The organism is Pseudomonas sp. 2024-210 (assembly GCF_045062345.1).
Classification (GTDB): domain Bacteria; phylum Pseudomonadota; class Gammaproteobacteria; order Pseudomonadales; family Pseudomonadaceae; genus Aquipseudomonas.
The window spans coordinates 74,305-91,547 of the sequence record NZ_JBJGEJ010000005.1; the positions used below are offsets into that span (position 1 = coordinate 74,305).

17 protein-coding genes are annotated in these 17,243 nt (G+C 54.2%); 4 read left to right on the plus strand and 13 right to left on the minus strand.

What is annotated here, in order from left to right; all coding sequences use genetic code 11:
• Positions 1-18: 18 nt before the first annotated feature.
• Positions 19-798 carry a hypothetical protein gene (locus ACI7MX_RS09270; protein WP_405587341.1) on the minus strand — a complete coding sequence of 260 codons (780 nt, stop codon included), beginning with the start codon at positions 796-798 and terminating at the stop codon, positions 19-21.
• 1,038 nt (positions 799-1,836) lie between these two features.
• Here ACI7MX_RS09270 and ACI7MX_RS09275 point away from each other — a divergent pair.
• Positions 1,837-2,463 (plus strand): response regulator transcription factor, encoded by a 627-nt coding sequence (locus tag ACI7MX_RS09275; protein ID WP_122784772.1) that lies wholly within the window; start codon positions 1,837-1,839, stop codon positions 2,461-2,463.
• An 82-nt stretch (positions 2,464-2,545) separates the two neighbouring features.
• Here the strand turns inward: ACI7MX_RS09275 and ACI7MX_RS09280 are convergent, their stop codons facing one another.
• The 4 genes from ACI7MX_RS09280 to metG form a co-directional block, all read right to left on the minus strand.
• Positions 2,546-2,728, minus strand: coding sequence for a PA3496 family putative envelope integrity protein (locus ACI7MX_RS09280; RefSeq protein ID WP_314492123.1), 183 nt, complete (start codon positions 2,726-2,728; stop codon positions 2,546-2,548).
• 106 nt (positions 2,729-2,834) lie between these two features.
• A complete protein-coding gene (gene nth, locus ACI7MX_RS09285; RefSeq protein ID WP_314492126.1) occupies positions 2,835-3,473 on the minus strand; it encodes an endonuclease III in 639 nt (212 codons plus the stop codon).
• Between the two features lie 62 nt (positions 3,474-3,535).
• Positions 3,536-4,531 (minus strand): electron transport complex subunit RsxB, encoded by a 996-nt coding sequence (gene rsxB, locus ACI7MX_RS09290; protein ID WP_405587337.1) that lies wholly within the window; start codon positions 4,529-4,531, stop codon positions 3,536-3,538.
• Positions 4,532-4,740: 209 nt separating this feature from the next.
• Positions 4,741-6,792, minus strand: coding sequence for a methionine--tRNA ligase (gene metG / locus ACI7MX_RS09295; RefSeq protein ID WP_405587334.1), 2,052 nt, complete (start codon positions 6,790-6,792; stop codon positions 4,741-4,743).
• 170 nt (positions 6,793-6,962) lie between these two features.
• Here metG and apbC point away from each other — a divergent pair, with 170 nt between their 5' ends.
• Positions 6,963-8,057 (plus strand): iron-sulfur cluster carrier protein ApbC, encoded by a 1,095-nt coding sequence (apbC, locus tag ACI7MX_RS09300; protein ID WP_405587331.1) that lies wholly within the window; start codon positions 6,963-6,965, stop codon positions 8,055-8,057.
• A 264-nt stretch (positions 8,058-8,321) separates the two neighbouring features.
• Here apbC and ACI7MX_RS09305 read toward each other — a convergent pair whose 3' ends face one another.
• Positions 8,322-8,531, minus strand: coding sequence for a cold-shock protein (locus ACI7MX_RS09305; protein ID WP_002554837.1), 210 nt, complete (start codon positions 8,529-8,531; stop codon positions 8,322-8,324).
• A 353-nt stretch (positions 8,532-8,884) separates the two neighbouring features.
• Here ACI7MX_RS09305 and dcd point away from each other — a divergent pair, with 353 nt between their 5' ends.
• Both dcd and ACI7MX_RS09315 read left to right on the plus strand, forming a co-directional pair.
• Positions 8,885-9,451, plus strand: a complete 567-nt coding sequence (gene dcd, locus ACI7MX_RS09310) for a dCTP deaminase (RefSeq protein WP_016779707.1) — start codon at positions 8,885-8,887, stop codon at positions 9,449-9,451.
• Between the two features lie 93 nt (positions 9,452-9,544).
• On the plus strand, positions 9,545-9,745 hold the full coding sequence (locus ACI7MX_RS09315) for a hypothetical protein (RefSeq protein ID WP_122784766.1): 201 nt from the start codon (positions 9,545-9,547) through the stop codon (positions 9,743-9,745).
• Here ACI7MX_RS09315 and pdeM read toward each other — a convergent pair whose 3' ends face one another.
• The 7 genes from pdeM to ACI7MX_RS09350 form a co-directional block, all read right to left on the minus strand.
• Complete coding sequence (gene pdeM, locus ACI7MX_RS09320) at positions 9,746-10,414, minus strand: ligase-associated DNA damage response endonuclease PdeM (protein WP_314487821.1); 669 nt, start codon at positions 10,412-10,414, stop codon at positions 9,746-9,748. It abuts the gene before it with no gap.
• A complete protein-coding gene (locus tag ACI7MX_RS09325) occupies positions 10,411-12,909 on the minus strand; it encodes a ligase-associated DNA damage response DEXH box helicase (RefSeq protein WP_405587326.1) in 2,499 nt (832 codons plus the stop codon). The genes pdeM and ACI7MX_RS09325 overlap by 4 nt, the downstream gene beginning before the upstream one ends.
• A gap of 79 nt (positions 12,910-12,988) precedes the next feature.
• Positions 12,989-13,753: an ABC transporter ATP-binding protein gene (locus tag ACI7MX_RS09330; RefSeq protein WP_405587449.1), complete on the minus strand. Its 765-nt coding sequence runs from the start codon at positions 13,751-13,753 to the stop codon at positions 12,989-12,991.
• Positions 13,754-13,760: 7 nt separating this feature from the next.
• The gene (locus ACI7MX_RS09335; protein WP_405587323.1) at positions 13,761-14,882 is read right to left on the minus strand and encodes a succinylglutamate desuccinylase/aspartoacylase family protein; all 1,122 of its coding nucleotides are present in this window, start codon (positions 14,880-14,882) and stop codon (positions 13,761-13,763) included.
• Positions 14,883-14,891: 9 nt separating this feature from the next.
• Positions 14,892-15,602, minus strand: coding sequence for an ABC transporter permease (locus ACI7MX_RS09340; protein ID WP_405587320.1), 711 nt, complete (start codon positions 15,600-15,602; stop codon positions 14,892-14,894).
• On the minus strand, positions 15,599-16,327 hold the full coding sequence (locus ACI7MX_RS09345; protein ID WP_405587317.1) for an ABC transporter permease: 729 nt from the start codon (positions 16,325-16,327) through the stop codon (positions 15,599-15,601). The genes ACI7MX_RS09340 and ACI7MX_RS09345 overlap by 4 nt, the downstream gene beginning before the upstream one ends.
• A gap of 57 nt (positions 16,328-16,384) precedes the next feature.
• A complete protein-coding gene (locus ACI7MX_RS09350; protein ID WP_405587314.1) occupies positions 16,385-17,167 on the minus strand; it encodes an ABC transporter substrate-binding protein in 783 nt (260 codons plus the stop codon).
• Positions 17,168-17,243 lie beyond the last annotated feature (76 nt).

Consider the following 17,243-nt stretch of genomic DNA (forward strand, 5'->3'; position numbering starts at 1 on the left):
CGGGACAGTCACACATAATCAGGCAGGGCTCAAAATATTTAATTCTCGGGTTTCAATGTTGTAAGTAATGATCGTTGAGTCTGCGAAGGGAGAGGGCATTATAAAGCCCATCAGTGAGCGTTTTTGAACGTGGAGTTGTGGTTCCGAGCGAGGGGTGGTTAACAAGAGCAAAATGTCATTTTTATTGTTGTGGATACTGTGTGTGCGTGTTCTCTTCTTGTAAGCATGCAAGATGTCGGTGAGGGTATCTTTGTGCGACAGCAGTAAAGATGGGTGGCTTATGTCGACCACGTGTAAATGGTTGAGCTCAGCACCTTCTAACAGCAGATGTTGGTCTGCCGAAGAAACGAGCGAAGTTTTTGTTGATTCAGCGGTACGGCTTGATTCAGGGTCGTAATCCCTGTGCCCTTGTGGCAAAAAGGTGAATCGTTGAGGCTGAAACGCGCTGGACTTGTTATCCAGTTTGGACAGCGAGATGGATGCGTGCTCCTGTTGAGGTGAGTGTTCCTGTGTCAGAGCCTGTTCGGTGTCATGGAGGCGAACTTCAGAGTCGCGAGAAGCCCGACTGCTTTCTCTAGTGCGTTCCTTGGGTGAGTACAGTGTTTTATTGTTGAAATTCAGCGTGAGAAAGAAAAGAGTAATCAAGACGCAGGGGAATATAATCAAAAACCAGACATATATATTCTGGTTGCCACTATCAATGTAGGGCAGGGAGATAGCTGCAGAGGTCTCCGTTAACATTGAAAAAATGGCGATTACCGTGAGGGGGTTGCTGACTTTTATAGGTCGTTTAATCATTTTTTAACCTGCATTGAATAGAGCGTCCAGTGGGTGATTAAGGTGTGTTAAAGAAAAGGGGGGTTAGTATTTGAAGGGTAGCGTCAGGATAGAGAGGGTGAGGCTTGGGTTTCAGTGGGATGTGGATTTTTTATTGAAGGAAAATTCATGACTGATCATGTGTTAAGCAGGGGCGCACTGTTTTTAGAAAAGTTTAACTTGGTATTGATGTGTAGGATTTTGCTGTTTTTGTAGGAGGGAAAGGCGTTTCATTTGTGTCTTTGGTGGTTATGGATGGAGACGAAGGGAGAGTGATTCTTGGAGCACATTGTTAGGCTATTTCTGGTTCGTATGTAGTCCTAAGCTTTGTAGGTGACATGGTAATATTTCTTACAGAAAAATAAGGTTAGTTTTTTGACATTTCAGTGTTAAAGGTGCTGCATATCAAGCATTAGTACCTAACGTGTGGAGCGTTTTTTTACCGACGTCGTCCATGATTTTCCGGGCGGGCTAGAAGCCTTGGAACTCATTGTCTGAGCATATTTTTGAGCTGGCTGAAGTATCGTTCTGGTTGTGTTTATCTGGGTTTCATGTGCGTTTTTAAATTGTTTTATGCTGTTTTCAAAGTGTTATGTGTCCACGTGTTAATCAGGAAAAAGTGAAGGTTGAGGTTGAACGGACACATTGATGAGCTATTGTTTGAATATCGTATTTGGTTTTTAATGATTCAGGCCGATTTGTAAAACGATAAAAGTAGGTGGATTTAAGTCAATGCATTTCCTGATGGTGGTATAAGGCGGAGGCCGCTCATCATTAGAATTTTCTTTTTAAATATGAAGATGGACCTGCATATTGTGCGCTCGCACGCTGAGCATTTTGCGAGAGGATGTAGCAAGAGCTTAATATTTATGAGTGATTTTTTTGTAGGGCAAATCTTGATTGTCCGTAGGAAATGTCTTTGGCTGTTGGTGCTTGGGGGGGAGTGCTATGCCCAGGGTGTTGTGACTAGGCTATTGTGCTGGCTCTAAAATTCGAACAGCGAAAAAATTGGAATTACCCATGAATAAAGTGCTGATCGTGGATGATCATCCTGTCATTCGTCTTGCTGTACGTATGCTTATGGAACGACATGGCTACGAAGTTGTTGCAGAGACGGATAATGGAGTAGATGCATTACAACTCGCGCGCGAGCATGCGCCTGATATTGTAATTTTGGATATTGGAATTCCGAAACTTGACGGGCTTGAAGTCATTGCGCGTCTGTCAACGCCGGTTGTGCCTATCAAGGTGTTGGTGTTGACGTCTCAGGCGCCGGGTCATTTTTCCATGCGTTGCATGCAAGCGGGTGCCGCGGGTTATGTTTGCAAACAGCAGGACTTAACAGAGCTGTTGAGTGCAATTAAAGCCGTGCTGTCGGGATATAGTTACTTTCCAAATCAAGCCTTGCATTCAGTTCGCTCAAGTTTAGGAAATGCCAGTGAAGCTGATATGGTCAATCGCCTCTCCGGGCGAGAGATGATGGTTCTGCAACAGTTGGCCAGGGGTAAAAGTAATAAAGAAATAGCAGACGGTATGTTTCTCAGTAACAAAACCGTCAGCACCTACAAGACACGCCTTTTATTGAAACTCAATGCTCGGTCGCTGGTCGACCTCATTGAGCTTGCACAGCGTAATGGGTTGGTATGACGAAAAGCTCGAAGCTCTGATTCTTCTGGCTGGCTGAACACAAAAAGCCTCCGCTTCAGGAGGCTTTTGATTTTTCTTGGGCTCATAGATCGTAAGGGTAGTCTTCCAGCTCTTTCTGCAGACGCTTTTCAGCTAAAAGCGCATCAATAGTGCGGCGCTTAGCCAGATTGGTTTTAGCGACTTCCACAGGAGCATCCACAGCCTGATCCTGGTCTACGACAGGAAAATCTTCTTCTACTTCCAGTTCTTCTTTGCCAGTGCTCATTCAGTTCACTCCAGGCCAAGACGTGTAATGGCGCCTCTTATAGCGATAATCGCTTCAAGGGTAAAAAAGATTTTCTCAATCGATCAACTCATAAAATGGCTATCACTCAATCGTCAGAGGTTTTTGACTTGTAATCACACAGATCCTCAATGCGGCAGCTGCCACATCGCGGTTTTCGTGCCTGGCAGACGTACCGGCCATGCAAGATCAGCCAGTGATGCGCGTCCATCAGGTAGGGCTTGGGAACAAATTTCATTAATTTCTGTTCGACCTCTACTACGTTTTTACCCGGCGCGATTCCGGTTCGGTTGCACACTCTGAAGATGTGAGTGTCAACTGCCATGGTTAATTGCCTGAAAGCCGTATTGAGCACGACATTTGCCGTTTTACGACCTACGCCTGGCAGGGCTTCCAGTTCCTCTCGGGTTTGCGGCACCTCACCACCATGCCTTTCAATCAAAAGCCGGCAAGTTTCAATCACGTTCTTGGCCTTGCTGTTGTACAGGCCAATTGTCTTGATGTACTCGGACAGTCCTTCAACACCCAGAGCGTAGATGGCTTCTGGTGTATTCGCGACTGGAAACAATTTTGCCATTGCCTTGTTCACGCTCACGTCGGTGGCTTGAGCAGACAAGATTACGGCGATCAATAGCTCGAACGGTGATGAATAGACCAGTTCCGTTTTGGGCTCGGGATTGTCTTCGTGAAACCGGCGGAATATTTCAAGGCGCTTGGCGGCATTCATGGATAAAGCGTTTCCTGGAGAGGCGGTCCGATAAACGAGTGAAGCTTGATAGGTTGCAACGATTAGTGGGTTTTGTCTGGATCCAAGGCGGTCAGAGTGGATTCTGCCTGTCTTACGGCTTCCTCCATTAGTCCAAGTTGTGTGCTAGAAAGCGCTTGGGCGATTGCCTTTTTGAGCTCGGCACGACGCATGGCGAGTTGTATTTTTGCGCGTTTGAGCTCTGCAGTATTAGCCGCAGGAATGGGTGTCGAGATTTCGGTTTCAGCTTCCAATTGGGCCAGTGAATGTTCTGCCAATTCAAATTGTTGCTGAAGCAAAACAAGCTGGGCTTGCTGAGAGGCCGTTGGGGGGTGGCCGAATGCCTTCAATGATTTGTTCAATTGTGCGCGTGCCATTGCGAGTGAGACCTTGGCCTTTTTCAATGCCGCATCATTCAGGTTCGCAGGGGAACTTGTCTCGTCTTTAAGGGTTTCAGTGCTTTGAGCCGGCGTAGGCGAGCGCTGGAGGCGTGCCAGCCGTTCTGCCTGTCGGTGCAGTTCTTCGCGACGAAGGCGCTCTTCACGGTGCTCATGACGAATGCGCGCGTGGTTGCGCTTTTGCATACGCGCTGTCAGGGCTTCTGATTCGTAAGCTAACCCGCTGACAATAGGCGTGACATTGGCAGGCAGTGGTCTCATTTCTATGCAATCCACAGGGCAGGGGGCGACACAGAGATCGCATCCGGTGCATTCGTCGACAATGACGGTGTGCATTAGCTTGGCGGCACCGAGAATTGCATCGACCGGGCAGGCTTGTATGCACTTTGTGCAGCCGATGCATTCCGCTTCGCGAATGTAAGCCACTTGTGCGGGTGCGTTACCGCGTTCAGTGTCCAGGGCGATCACGGGAATGTTCAAAAAATTCGCCAAGGCAGCGATTGTTTCAGTGCCTCCTGGCGGGCATTTGTTGATGGCTTCGCCTTGAGCAATACCCTTTGCATAAGGTTTGCAGCCCGGATGTCCGCATTTTCCGCATTGGGTTTGCGGTAACAAGGCATCAATTCGTTGAATCAGACTCATGGCGTGATCAGTCCAGCGACAGTGGGTCGCACCTCGGCGGCACTCATGGTGCGCAGTGATTAATTAGGGTGGGGTGATCAAGTATCAATGTCAGGTCTGTCATGGTCGGTACAGTCGAGCGAGCAGAACTGAGCAGGCGGGAAGATCATAAGCAGATAACGGGTGAATGTCCGCTAACAGCCAGCAAGCTGTTAGCGGATTTGGGAGCTTTATTTGATGCGTTGACCCGGCTTGGCGCCACTGTCCGGACTTAGCAGGTAAATTTCTTCACCGCCCGGGCCTGCAGCCATCACCATGCCTTCTGACATGCCGAAGCGCATTTTACGCGGCTTCAGGTTGGCAATCATCATGGTAAGACGACCTTCCAGTTCGGCCGGATTCGGGTAAGCGCTTTTGATACCAGAGAATACGTTGCGTTGCTCGTCGCCGATATCCAGTGTCAGTCGCAGCAATTTGTCAGCGCCCTCTACCGCCTCGGCTTTAACAATCAGGGCGACACGCAGGTCGACTGCGGCAAAGGCATCGAAGTCGATTTCGGCAGCCAACGGCTCTTTAACCAGCTCGCCGTTGCCTTGCGGTGCTTGAGCGCCAGTATCCGTCTGGCTGGCTGCCAGGTCTTCTTTGGAGGCGTCGGTCATGGCTTGTACTTTTACCGGGTCAATGCGGGTCATCAATGGTTTGAATGCATTCAACTGATGGTTGGCCAGCAAGGCGCGATGGTCATCCCACTTCAGTGGCTCGACATTCAGGAACGCTTCGGCATCCGCGGCAAGCATCGGCAATACCGGCTTGAGGAAGATGATCAGCTGACGGAACAGGTTAATGCCCAAAGCACATACGGCTTGTACTTCGTCCTGTTTGCCGTCGACCTTGGCCATTGCCCAAGGCGCTTTCTCGGCAATCCAGGCATTAGCTCGATCAGCCAGACCCATGATTTCCCGCATGGCGCGTGCAAAATCGCGAGCTTCATAAGCTTCGGCAATGCTTGGCGCTGCCTCTAGAAACGCGTCGGTCAGTTCAGGCGCTGCATTGCCTTCAATCAGGACGCCTGCGTTCCCTTTCTGAATAAAGCCTGCACAACGACTGGCAATGTTGACGACCTTGCCGACCAGATCAGAGTTGACCTTCTGTACGAAGTCTTCCAGGTTCAGGTCAAGGTCATCGACGCCGCGACCCAGTTTGGAGGCATAGTAATAACGCAGGTATTCCGGCGATAGATGGTCCAGATACGTACGAGCCTTGATGAAGGTGCCGCGTGATTTGGACATCTTCTGGCCGTTGACGGTCAGGTAGCCGTGCACATTGATTGCGGTTGGCTTGCGATAGCCTGCGCCTTCAAGCATGGCGGGCCAGAACAGGGCGTGGAAATTAACGATGTCCTTGCCGATGAAATGGTACAGCTCAGCGGTGGAGTCCTTGGCCCAATAGGCATCGAAGTCCAGGTCAGGACGGCGGGCGCAGAGGTTTTTGAAGCTGGCCATGTAGCCGATTGGAGCGTCTAGCCAGACATAGAAATACTTGCCTGGCGCGTCCGGGATCTCGAAGCCGAAGTACGGCGCATCACGGGAAATATCCCACTGCTGCAAGCCAGCATCCAGCCATTCAGCAATCTTGTTGGCCACTGCATCTTGCAAAGCGCCGCTGCGCGTCCAGCTTTTCAGCATGGCGTCAAAGTCAGGCAGCTTGAAGAAGAAGTGTTCGGAGTCTTTAAGGACTGGCGTGGCGCCCGAAATCGCTGACTTGGGATTCTTCAGGTCAGTCGGGGCGTAGGTGGCGCCGCATTTTTCACAGTTGTCGCCGTACTGATCTTCCGCGCTGCATTTCGGGCAGGTGCCCTTGATGAAGCGATCGGCCAGGAACATTTTCTTTTCCGGGTCGAAATACTGGGTGATCGAGCGGGTGGCAATATGGCCAGCCTCTCGCAATTTGATGTAAATCGCACTCGACAGCTCACGGTTTTCTTCGGCGTGGGTCGAATGGAAATTGTCGAAGTCGACGAGGAACTCTGCAAAGTCGGCGCTATGTTCAGCCTGCACGTTGGCGATCAGTTGCTCGGGCGTGATGCCTTCTTTCTCGGCACGCAACATGATTGCCGAGCCGTGGGCGTCGTCTGCGCAGACATAAGTGCATTGATTACCGCGATGCTTCTGGAAGCGCACCCACATATCGGTCTGGATGTACTCAAGCATATGGCCAAGATGGATTGAACCATTGGCATAGGGCAGGGCGCTGGTGACGAGGATCTTGCGTGGCTCGGACATGGGGCTCGGCTACTTGATGAGACGGTGGTCGGCCACTATAAAGCGCCGGGCAATTTATTTCACCCCGTGGGCGACTATCTGGACGATTACGGTGTTTTAGATTGTGTTTAGGGTGCTTTTTTACAGGTACGATGGCGGCCTGTTTTTACTCAGTCTTCCGGGAGTTGCTTATGAGCGCAGTGAATCGCGCGGCGGTGGAAGCCGTCCTTCGCCAATACACCGACCCTTATTTGAATCAGGACCCTGTCAGTGCGGGCTGCGTGCGCAACATTGAGGTTCAAGGTGAGCACGTCAGTGTTCAACTAGAGCTGGGCTATGCCGCCGGCCTGTTCAAGAACGGTTGGGCGCAAATGCTGCAAATGGCAATCAGCAATCTGGACGGTGTTTCTTCTGCCAACGTTGAGGTCAGCTGTGTGATTGCTGCGCACAAGGCGCAAGCACAGATTCCCGGTCTGGCCAATGTGAAGAACATTGTGGCTGTCGCTTCCGGCAAAGGTGGAGTAGGCAAATCGACCACAGCTGCCAATCTGGCGTTGGCATTGGCGCGTGAAGGGGCACGCGTTGGGATACTGGACGCGGACATTTACGGTCCGAGTCAGGGTGTGATGTTTGGCATCGCAGAAGGCACGCGCCCCCAGATTCGTGATCAAAAGTGGTTTGTGCCCATTGAAGCTCATGGCGTCCAAGTGATGTCCATGGCATTTCTGACCGACGACAACACGCCGATGGTGTGGCGTGGCCCGATGGTGTCTGGCGCGCTGTTGCAATTAGTGACGCAGACGGCCTGGAATGATCTGGATTATCTGGTTATCGATATGCCGCCCGGTACGGGTGATATTCAGCTGACGCTGGCGCAAAAAGTCCCGGTGACGGGTTCAGTCATTGTGACCACGCCGCAGGATCTGGCATTACTGGATGCGCGCAAGGGTGTCGAGATGTTCCGCAAGGTGAACATTCCGGTATTGGGCGTGGTGGAAAATATGGCGGTGCATATTTGCTCTAATTGCGGTCATGCAGAGCATTTGTTTGGTGAGGGTGGTGGCGAGAAGCTGGCGACTCAGTACGGTGTTGAAGTACTCGCGTCGCTGCCGTTAGCCATGGAGATTCGTGAGCAGGCCGATCATGGCAAGCCTACGGCTGTTTCTGATCCGGATAGCCCGATTGCTTTGATCTATCAAGAGCTGGCTCGCCATGTGGGCGCGCGGATTGTCTTGCAGGAAGCCGATGCGCAGGCAATGCCGGTCATCACGACGAGCGACGACTGATCTTTTTTGTGGCGGGTGGGTTGGGTGCGTTGCTGCAACGAACTGATCACCCCGACACGCCGAGATGTGCATGATGCAGTGGATTGAAGGTGTTTGCGACGGCTGTACCGCTGATCGCAGCCTTCGTTCATTGTCGGCGACTACAAGATGTTGATTGCTGACTTGGCGTAATTGTTGAGTTAAGGCTGACGGGGGGGCGAGTGAATTTCACGCATAAAAAAACCCCGCTTTTGAGGGCGGGGTTTTTTACTGGATCAGTACAAGTTAGATAACTTGAACTTCCTCAGCTTGCATGCCTTTCTGACCGCGAGTAGCGATGAAAGAAACCTGTTGGCCTTCTTTCAGGCTTTTGAAGCCGTCGGATTGGATTGCTTTGAAGTGAACAAACAGGTCGTCACCGGATTGTGGAGTGATGAAGCCGAAGCCTTTTTCATCGTTGAACCACTTAACGGTACCAGTTTGGCGATTAGACATGGTGTAACTCCTTGAACAAAGATAACTGCGACGCAGGAAAAGCCCTGGCCGAGACTGAGTGCAAAGAGCAGGAAAAATTCTTGGAGATGGTTGGATCGAAATTCAACATATCGTGTAGAGATTCTCAGTGACACAAGCAACACAGTGGCGCCACCTTAACGCTTTTTTCCAAACGTGCAAAGGGTCTTTGCGAAGGTTTCTCTAAAAACGTGACTGGCGGTTGCCCTTACACCCTGTATTCACGGCTTCTGCAGCTATTTACAATATTTTTGCCGCAGACTTTTGAACCGGGCCTTATGGGGCGGTAAGATGCCGATCAGAATTTTTCTACCTCGCTATTCAGGACACCCGCCATGAGCATCAAACCAGACAAGTGGATTCGCCGCATGGCGCAAGAGCACGGCATGATCGAACCTTTCGTCGAGCGGCAGGTGCGTGAAGAGGGTGAGAACCGTCTTATCTCCTACGGCGTATCGAGCTACGGCTACGACGTTCGTTGCGCGAATGAATTCAAGGTGTTCACCAATATCAATTCGGCGACCGTTGATCCGAAGAACTTCGATGCAGGCAGCTTTGTAGATGTCACGAGCGATGTTTGCATCATTCCGCCCAACTCCTTTGCGCTGGCGCGCACCGTTGAGTACTTCCGTATCCCGCGTAACGTGCTGACGATCTGTCTGGGTAAAAGCACCTATGCACGTTGCGGCATCATCGTTAACGTCACGCCGCTTGAGCCCGAGTGGGAAGGTCATGTGACGCTGGAATTTTCCAACACCACAACACTGCCGGCCAAGATCTACGCCAACGAAGGTGTCGCGCAGATGCTGTTCTTCGAATCCGACGAAGAATGCGAAGTGTCTTACAAGGATCGTGGCGGCAAGTATCAGGGCCAGCGCGGCGTTACCTTGCCGCGTACCTGATGACCCTAGGGAATTCTTGAGCGATTTTGCACTCTATTGAGTGTATTTCCGGTTGCGCACCCCGCGGGCCGGATCATCGCTCAGGAGTGCCCTATGAAGATTGATCCGAGTATCCAAGCCCAATTGGCAAGCCTTGAGCCCAATCAGGTCGGCCTCTTGGCGTGGTCGCTTCTCGCCCAGCCTCACCTGCAAGCCGGTGGTATTCCCGGTCAGCCTGATCCGGATACCCCACAGCCCACTGAGCCTGGCGTACCGACCATTCCCGACGAGCCACCACCCGCCCCCGTGGCGTGATCACGCGTATAGGGTGAGTGGCCAGACGGCCCTGTCTGCAATCAGATAAATACGGCGGGTGCTGGCGTCGGCGTCGATATTCATCCCGCCGGTGAAAGCACCAAAGGCAGGCAATAAGCTAATGCGATCGCCCAGGCTGAAGCAGGGCGCGCGTACGCTTTGCCGGCCTTTGCCATGCAGTCGAAACGTCGGGTGTACGTGCCCGGCCAGCACGTGATGTGTCGAGTGGGGCACGGGTTCATGTTGCAAGGCAAACGGCGTTATCAGTAAAGGTTCAGCGACGACCTCTATGCGCAGTTGCGCCGGTGGATCGCCCGCACGCAGATCGTGATTGCCACGAATCAGCGTCAACTTCAGTTCCGCATGTCGTTCTCGCCATTGCTCAAGCAACGCCAGTGTGCGAGGCGCGTGTGACTCTTTGGCGTGTAAGAAATCCCCCAAGAAAATGATTTGCTGGCAGTCGTGTTCGGCCAGCAGCTGATCCAGTACGTTTAAGTTCGTTTGAGTGGTACCGACGGGGACCGGTTGCCCGAGACGTCGATAAGCGGCTGCTTTGCCGAAGTGTGCGTCGGCGATCAGGAGTGCCCTGTGACGCGGCCAATACAGGGCTTTTTCTGCCAGCAAGCAGATGTCTTCGCCCTCGAGATGTACGGTCAGTGAGCGTGTCATCGTTTTTTCGACCCTTTTGTCACCGCCGCTTCCAGGTCCTTGACCATTCGGGCAACGCGGTCGGCGAGTTTTTCGCTGCTCAAACTTTCACGCAAGCGTTCCACCAGCAGGGGGAAGGCAAAAGGCGTGGCGCGTTTTATCAGTTGCAGATCCAGCCTTCGCGAACGAATGTCGCTGAGCGTGAGTTCAAGGCGCGTAATATCGAGCTCCTGACGCAAGACTTCCTCTTCAGCCTGGGTGAGTAGCAGGTTGTCAGGGTCGTAGTTTTTGAACACCTCGTAGAATAATCCGCTTGAAGCTTGCACTTGCCGCGTGCTTTTTTGCGCGCCAGGGTAGCCGCCAAACACCAGACCGGAAATACGTGCAATTTCGCGAAAGCGTCGCAATGCCAACTCTCCGGCATTGAGACTGGCCATCACATCGGCCAGCAGATGTTCTTCGCTGAATAAATCGGGTCGCAATAGCGCTGACCAATCCACCTCAGTCGCACACAGCAGCTCGAACCCGTAGTCGTTGACCGCGATTGAAAAGCTCAATGGTCGTTGTTGGCTGATGCGCCATGCCAGCAGGCTGGCCAGCCCCAAGTGCACTTGACGCCCGGCGAACGGGTAAATAAACACGTGCCACCCTTCACGAGACTTAAGGGCTTCGGCCAAGAGGGTTTGGCTACCGGGCAGCGCTGACCATTGCTGTTGCACGTCTAACAAAGGCTTTACCGCTTGCATTTCGGGGCCCTCGAAGCGCCCATGACGAGCCGCGTCCAGTTGTGCCACAACAGCCTCTGCCAGTTCGCTGGACAGCGGCATGCGGCCTCCGTTCCAGCGTGGGACGGCGGCTTTTTTGCCTGTCGTGCGTTTGACATAGGCGGTCATATTTTCAACCCGCACCAGCTCCAGCAAACGCCCACCAAACAAAAATCCGTCGCCGGGTTTGAGGCGGGCGATAAATCCCTCCTCCACGCTGCCCAACGCTTTACCCCCGCCGCCTTTACTCCAGTATTTAAGCTGAATGCTGGCATCGCTGACGATAGTGCCGATGCTCATGCGATGGCGCCGTGCCAGCCGGGCATTGGGCACTTGCCAGCGCCCTGCGGCATCCGGCTCTACCCGCTGATAGTCGGGGTAGGCCGTCAAGGAGTGGCCGCCGTGGCGGACAAACGCCAAGGCCCAGCGCCACTGCTCGTTACTCAAGTCCTGATAGGCCCACGTACTGCGGACTTCACTGAGTAATTCGTCAGGCCTGAAGCCACCGGCCAGCGCCATACTCACTAAATGCTGGACCAGCACGTCCAGCGGATTGTGCGGGGATTCGCGCGGTTCGATCATGCGTGCGGCCACGGCTGCTTTGGCGGCCGCCGCTTCGACCAGTTCCAGGCTATGGGTGGGCACCAGCGTCACTCGCGAGGCACGCCCAGGTGCATGTCCAGATCGGCCGGCGCGTTGCATGAGGCGGGCAATCCCCTTGACTGAACCGATCTGTAAAACGCGTTCAACGGGCAAAAAATCCACGCCCAGATCAAGGCTGGAGGTGCACACCACCGCTTTTAGCCGTCCGTCCTTGAGGCTTCGTTCCACCCAATCGCGTACCTCGCGGGCCAATGAACCATGATGTAAGGCGATCAGCCCGGCCCAGTCGGGGCGAGCCTCCAGCAAGGCTTGATACCACAGCTCTGACTGCGCTCGGGTGTTGGTGAAGATCAAGCAACTGGAACTGCTCTCAACCTCGGCCACCACCGCAGGCAACATGCGCAGGCCGATATGACCGGCCCATGGAAAGCGTTCAAGCGTGGGCGGCAGCAAGGTGTCAATGTGCAAGTCCTTGATGACCTTGCCCTCCACGCTCACTCCGCCGCCTTGAGGAAGCAGCACCTGCTGTGCGTGTGCCTGATTGCCCAACGTGGCAGAAACCCCCCATACGATCAATGCGGGGTTCCAGCGCCGCAGTCGAGCGAGGGCCAGTTGTAATTGCACGCCGCGCTTGTTGCCGATCAATTCGTGCCATTCGTCCACGACCACCATGCGCAAATGACTCATTTGTGTCTGGGCATCGGCTCGAGTGAGCAAGAGTGTCAGGCTCTCGGGCGTGGTCACCAAGGCGCTGGGCAGGCGTCGGCCTTGGCGGGCGCGTTCGCTGCTGCTGGTATCGCCGGTGCGTAAACCCACGTTCCAGGGGATGTTCAGCTCGGCCAGCGGCGCCTCAAGGGCGCGGGCCGTGTCTGCCGCCAGCGCCCTCATGGGTGTGATCCATACCACGGTGAGGGGCGCGAACGCAGGTTTTCGCGCGCGAGCGGGTGCATTTGGAGGGGGCGGCGTCGATGTTGCAAAGCGATTGAGTGCGCCAAACCACACGGCATAGGTCTTACCTGCGCCTGTCGACGCATGCAGCAAGCCGGATTGACCCTGATTAATGGCGGCCCACACCTCGCGTTGAAAGCTGAAAGGCTTCCACTGGCGGCTGCTGAACCACTGGGTTGCGTAGCGGGATGAACGTGCCATGGCGAGTGCGACACTCCGAGTGGGCTTGTTTCAGAGACCGCACGCGACTGGCATTAGTGCCGCACAAAACCATCCCGGGCTATTTCAGATTGCCACTGAGGAACTGGCGCAAGCGCTCGCTTTTGGGGTGGTCGAGAACCTCATCAGGGGGGCCTTGTTCTTCGACCAGACCTTGGTGCAAGAACATCACCTGGCTGGCCACTTTGCGCGCAAAGTTCATTTCGTGGGTCACCATGATCATGGTGCGGCCTTCTTCGGCCAGCCCTTGAATCACCCGTAACACTTCGCCCACCAGCTCAGGGTCCAGTGCCGAGGTTGGCTCATCGAACAGCATGACTTCAGGTTCCATCGCCAATGCCCGTGCGATCGCCACGCGTTGCTGCTGGCCGCCTGACAGGAATGCCGGGTATTGGTCCGCAACGCGGGACGCCAGGCCCACCTTGTCGAGATAGCGTCGAGCACGTTCTTCGGCCTCCTTTTTGCTCACGCCCAGCACCCGGCGCGGTGCCAGGGTGATGTTTTCCAGCACGGTCATATGGCTCCACAGGTTGAAGTGTTGAAAGACCATGGCCAGGTGGGTGCGCAAACGCTGTAGCTCATCGTCGCTGGCAACCCGCATGCCGTTTTTGTCGTTTACCATGCGAATCAACTGTCCATCCAGCGTCATGGCGCCATCGTTGGGGGTTTCAAGAAAGTTGATGCAGCGTAAGAAGGTGCTCTTGCCTGAGCCGCTGGCGCCGATCAGACAAATGACATCCCCGGTTTTGGCCTTGAGCGATACCCCCTTAAGCACTTCATTGTCGCCATAGCGCTTGTGCAGGCCTTCAACGGTCAGTTTGTACATGCACACCTCAAGCAGAAAGAAGGTAGCCGCTTCGATAAGCGTCACGGCCGGCCACGTGGGCAATCACCATGCCCGCCGTGGCCATTCGTCTTACCGAACGGGCGTAGAGCAGACCGGCGTGGGTGGCATGCACCGGCGTCAGGCGGTCACTGACAGGGTCAATAATGTCGGCAATCAACTGGCCACTCTCAATCCAGTCGCCGGGTTTTGCGCTAAAAACCAGTAACCCTCCCACTGGTGTTGCAACAGGCTCGACCCCGGCCAATGGGGTGGCGGGGTATAGCAGCGGCGGCAAGGGTTTGGCAGCACCTGAAATCGCGCCAAAGTCGATCAAGTAATCGATCAGGGCCTGGCAATCTTGCTCAGCGTAGGCGTGGCTGACATCGCCCTGGCCTCGCAGCTCAACGGTGACGGCCAAACAGCCCTGCGGGATGGCATAGCAATGCTCAAAGCGTTGTTGCAATTGCCACCACAGCAAGGGCAGGCATTCGTCAAATGACTGGCCGCCCGAGTCCGTTGCCAGCAGGCTGGCTTGAGCGCCCAGATAGCGCGCCAACGGCTCAACCTGCGGCCAGGCTTGCGGCGTGGTGTAGAGGTGGGCCACGGCCTCAAAGTCGCAGTGCAAATCCACGACCACATCGGCATCGCAAGCCAGCGTTTGCAGGGTGAGGCGTTGTGACTGCAGTTGCGTGGTCGGAGTCTGCGCCGACAAGGCCTGACGCAGGTGATGGCGAATCAGGTGCAGATTATGCGCCGGGTCTTGGTTTAACAGGCCTTCAAGCTCGTCACCGATTTGCGTGCTGAGGTCGAGGAAGTGCCGATTGAAGTTTTGCCCGCTTTCGAGCTCGAAACGTCCCAGCGGGATGTCCATCAACACTTGTTCAAGGCCCACCGGGTTGGCAATAGGCACCAGCACTATTTCACTGCGTAACAGGCCGGCGCTTTCCAGTTCGGCCAGGCGCTGCTTGAGGTGCCAGGCCACCAACATGCCGGGTAGCTCATCGGCATGCAGCGAGGCTTGTATGTAGACCTTGCCCTGTGGGGCGGCAGGGCCGTAGTGGAAGCTGTGGATATGCCGTTCTGTGCCGGGAACAGGTGCCAGCAAGGGATGGGACTGATGTCGCTGCATGTGAAAATCCTAGTGAGCAGGCCCAAGGAAGGCCAACCAGCGGCGTTCTGCCAAACGAAACAAACCGACCAACATAAAGGTAATACACAGGTAAATGACGGCTGCGATGCCGAATGATTGAAAGGTCAGAAACGTCGCTGAGTTTGCGTCCCGTGCCACTTTCAAAACATCGGGGATGGTTGCAGTGAACGCCACTGTGGTCGAGTGCAGCATCAGGATCACTTCATTGCTGTAAAACGGCAACGAGCGCCTCAAGGCTGAAGGCATGATCACATACGCATAAAGTTTCCAGCCGCTCAGGCCGTAGGCTTTGGCCGCTTCGACTTCCCCGTGAGCCATGCTGCGAATGGCCCCGGCAAAAATTTCGGTGGTGTAGGCACAGGTGTTCAGGGCAAAGGCCAGAATCGTGCAATTCATGGCATCGCGAAAGAACGCATCCAGCTGGGGTTGGGCGCGAACGGCTGCAATGCTGTAAATCCCGGTGTAGCAAATCAGCAGCTGGATATACAGCGGCGTGCCGCGAAACAGGTAGGTGTAGAACTGCACCGGCCAGCGTACCCAGGGATTGGTGGAGACCCGCGCAATCGACAGCGGAATCGACACCACAAAGCCGATCACCAAGGCGGCACTCAAGAGCCATAACGTCATTGCCAGGCCGGTCAGGTGATAGCCGTCGCTGTAGAGAAACGGGCGCCAGTACTCTTGCAGGAGTTCAATCATCGCACCGCCTCCCGAACGCCTGCGCCATAGTGGCGTTCCAGCCGACGGATGACGTAGTTGGAGGCACTGGTAATGGCGAGATAGATCAGCGCGGCAATCACCAAAAAGTAAAACAGTTGATAGGTGCTTTTGCCCGCATCCTGTGCCGCCTTGACCAGATCAGCCAGGCCAATGATTGACACCAGTGCGGTGGCCTTGAGCATCACCATCCAGTTATTGCCGATGCCCGGCAGGGCAAAGCGCATCATTTGCGGGAACACCACGTACCGGAACCGTTGCCCGCGCTTGAGCCCATAAGCAGTGGCGGCCTCGACCTGACCACGGGGAACAGACAGGATTGCCCCGCGAAAGGTTTCGGTGAAGTACGCCCCGTAGATAAACCCCAAGGTGATAACCCCGGCACTGAACGGGTTGATTTCGATGTACTCCCATTCCATAGCGTCCGTAAGGCTCGTTAACCAGGTTTGCAGGCTGTAGAAAATCAGCAACATCAGCACCAGGTCGGGGACCCCCCGAATCAGTGTGGTGTAGAGCTGAGCGGGGACGCGCAGCACTTTTAGGGGGGAGAGTTTGGCGCTGGCACCCAGCAAGCCGAGCAGAACGCTCACTGCCAGCGACAGTACCGATAATTTGAGGGTCATCCACGTGCCTTCCAGCAACAGCGGGCCAAAGCCCTGCAAGCTGAAAGCGGAAAGCCCAAGGTTATGCAGGAGTGTTTCGACCATGACAATCAAACCTATGGCGTGCAGAAAAGCGCCCACGGGACGGTGGGCGCCGGGGTTTCACTTGCCGCTGTACAGGTTCAAATCACCGAAGTGTTTTTTCTGGATTTCGTTGTAAGTACCGTCTTTATGTAACGCTTTGATACCTTTGTTCAACAGGGCTTGTAGCTCTTTGTTACCTTTATTGATACCGATGGCTGTCTTCGAGGGCAGCAATTCACTGTCTACCGGTTTGCTGACTTCATAACCGGCGCCTTGCGGCGATTTCAAAAAGCCCAGCTCGGCTTGCAACATGTCTTGAATGGAGGCGTCCAGGCGTCCTGAAATCAGGTCTGCGTACACTTGGTCCTGGTTGGCATAGGCCTGTGTTTTAACCCCGGCTTTGTCCAGAACCGCTTTGGCGTAGGCTTCCTGAATGGTGCCTTGCTCATAGCCAACGGTTTTGCCTTTGAGCGATTCTGGGGTTGCGTCCAGGCCCGAGCCTTTTTTGAACACGAGCGATGTAGGGCCAGAGAACAGCTCGTCAGAGAAGTCGATGACCTTTTCTCGGGCCGGGGTAACGGTCATGGACGAGATAACGCCATCGAATTTTTTGGCTTTAAGCCCCGGGATCATGCCGTCGAAATCGGATTCGACCCATTTGCACTTCACTTTCAGCTCGGCGCAGATGGCATTGCCCAAATCGATGTCAAACCCTACCAGGCTGCCATCGGCGGCCTTGGACTCAAAAGGGGCGTAGGAAGGGTCTACACCAAAGCGCAGCTCTTTGTACTCTTTGGCAAACGCGGTGCCCGCAGCCATGCATAAGGTGAGTGCAGAAAGGGCCAGAAAGACTTTTTTCATTATTCATTCCCTAAAACCAATGAGCGCTTGTGGCGCGTGAGTACTGTTACTGCAAAGCCACGACAGAGGCGCAGTA